We start from the raw sequence: 2,793 nt of genomic DNA on the forward strand, positions 1-2,793 counted from the left end.
AGCCACTAAGTCGATTCTAGGCGGAACAGTCAATCCGAGCATGAAAAGGGTGCATTCCCGGTATCCCCCCGCTTGAATACCGCTATTTTAGAAGGGTCCGAAAGAACACTCCGACGCTCGTCAAACGGCTTCGAAAGCCCCTTGAGTTTTGCCCTCTAATTGAATGAGAGTTCACGCGATGACAGCCAAGCCCCCCACGCCGACCGGAACTGCACCCCAAGCCATGTCGCAAAAACAGAACACTGCCCCAAGTCAAACGGCCCCCATTTTGCAACGAGCCTCGGCACCTCAAGCGACTCCCGCCAAACCTACCGCTCCGCTGACTCAACCGCTATCGACCGAACCGGTAACCCGCGTCTCGCAATCGCCCGAGCGATATCACTGGCTCGGTGCTCATCTTGAAACCCGCGACAACGTCGAAGGGGCTCGCTTTGCCGTGTGGGCTCCGAACGCGACGGAGGTCAGCGTGTTGACCGATGGCAATGGTTGGCAGCATGGCGCCGATTGGCTGACCGGCAGCGACTCGGGTGTATGGACCGGCTTTGTCCCTGGGGTCACCCATGGCACCTCCTACAAATATGGCATCCGCACCAAACATGGCGAAGTCCTCCATAAAGCGGACCCTTTTGCGTTTTACGCCGAGCATCCTCCGGCGACCGCCTCGATCGTGTACGACCTCGATCAATACCAATGGGCGGATGACGCGTGGATGGAAAAACGCAGCAAGAGCGAGTGGCTTCGCGAACCGATGTCGATCTACGAAGTTCACCTGCCGTCATGGAAACGACCTTGGGACGGACGTCGTTACCATGGTTATCGTGAGTTGGCAGCGATGTTGGTCGAGCATGTTAAATCACTTGGCTTCACTCACATTGAATTGATGCCAATCACCGAGTTTCCCTACGACGGATCGTGGGGCTACCAAGTCACGAGTTACTTTGCGCCGACGAGTCGCTTTGGTGAACCTGACGACTTCCGCTATTTCGTCGACTATTGTCACCAAAACGGGATCGGCGTGATCATCGATTGGGTTCCCGCCCACTTTCCTTATGACGCGCACGGATTGGCTCGTTTTGATGGCACAGGATTGTATGAGCATGACGATCCCAAGCAAGGTTTCCATCCCGATTGGAAGACCCACATCTTCAACTACGGTCGCCACGAAGTCCGTGATTTCTTGCACGCTAGCGCTCGATTTTGGCTGAAGGAGTATCACATCGATGGATTGCGAGTCGACGCGGTCGCATCGATGTTGTATTTGGACTATTCACGAAACGATGGCGAGTGGGTGCCGAACTGTTTCGGTGGCAACGAAAACTTTGAAGCCATCAATTTCATGAAAGAGATGAACACGCATCTGCATGCCGACTTTCCGGGCGCGATCACGTTTGCCGAGGAATCGACATCGTTTGGCGGTGTTTCTCGTCCTGTTTATACGGGCGGTCTCGGCTTCGGAATCAAGTGGGATATGGGATGGATGCACGACACGCTGGAGTACATGAAACGCGATCCCATCCATCGCAAGTACCATCAAAACGAATTGACCTTCCGATCGGTTTACGCTTACAGCGAAAACTTTGTACTGCCACTTTCGCATGACGAAGTGGTTCACGGCAAAGGATCTTTGATCTCGCGAATGCCGGGCGACGATTGGCAAAAATTTGCCAACATGCGATTGCTGTTCGGTTACCAATACGCGGTACCGGGCAAGAAATTGATGTTCATGGGTTGCGAGTTCGGCCAGTGGTCCGAGTGGAAATACGAAGAGCAACTCGATTGGGCGTTACAAGAACACCGACTGCACAGTGGGTTACAACGTTTTGTCGGCGATTTGAACCGTCTGCACAAAGATTACCCCGCGCTGCATGAACTCGACTGCGACCCCGCCGGGTTTTCGTGGATCGCGGCGGATGACGCTGCAAAAAGCATTTACACGTTCTGCCGCACATCAAGTGACGGGCAACAAGTCGTGGTGGTGGTCAACTTTACCCCGTCAACGCACGCGGATTACCGCGTTGGAGTCCCCGAAAAAGGGGCGTATGTCGAGATTTTGAACAGCGATGCGGAAGTCTATGGAGGCAGCAACTTTGGGAATTTGGGGGCCAAAGATACAATTGACCAAGAAAGTCACGGTCGTCCCTACAGTCTCGAGCTGAACATTCCTCCGCTAGCGATTATGATGTTAACGCTCGACAAACCTACCTAACCCGCTTCGTTGGGTTAGCCCCTCCCCTACCCCAACCTGCTGCTAGGCGTTTTATGAGACTTTGCTGCATCGCTGCGTCCCTGAGTTTCCTTGTTTGTGCTTCGACCGCGATGGCGGCACCGCCATCGTTTGATGACCCCAATCCTCAGCACTACAAATTCTCGACGCGAGCGAGCGATATTGATTCGCGAGTGCAGGCTCATCCGGAAATCAACTTTCTGATTGAAACCGACAAAGGCAAACCTGCCGATACTCAACACGCTTCGGTGGACACGCGTGTCGCCCCTCGGGGCGAGCTGGTGATTTGGTTGATGGGTCACAACAGCGGACTTTTTGATCGGCTGAACAGCTACGGACTGCATGCGATGCAAGTCCATTATGCGAACAAGTGGTTTGGCATTTGTTGTCAAGAAAAACCGGTCAGCGAACATTGCCGCGGCAATATTCGTTTGGAAGCTGCGACCGGCGAAGACTTTAGTGACGAGGTCGATATCCCTAAACCCGACGGGATGATGCAGCGTGCCACCCAATATGTGAAATGGCTGGCTGAAAAACATCCGCAAGGCAAGTGGGAACAATTCCTTAGC

1 protein-coding gene and 1 pseudogene are annotated in these 2,793 nt (G+C 53.8%); both read left to right on the plus strand.

The features are described from left to right. The first annotated feature begins 178 nt into the window (after positions 1 to 178). The gene (gene glgB / locus ABX962_RS34140; RefSeq protein ID WP_372726132.1) at positions 179 to 2,206 is read left to right on the plus strand and encodes a 1,4-alpha-glucan branching protein GlgB; all 2,028 of its coding nucleotides are present in this window, start codon (positions 179 to 181) and stop codon (positions 2,204 to 2,206) included. Between the two features lie 53 nt (positions 2,207 to 2,259). Then, positions 2,260 to 2,793 (plus strand): annotated as a pseudogene (locus ABX962_RS34145) (hypothetical protein); the annotation flags it as partial.

This window comes from Novipirellula sp., assembly GCF_041583735.1.
Taxonomy (GTDB): domain Bacteria; phylum Planctomycetota; class Planctomycetia; order Pirellulales; family Pirellulaceae; genus Novipirellula.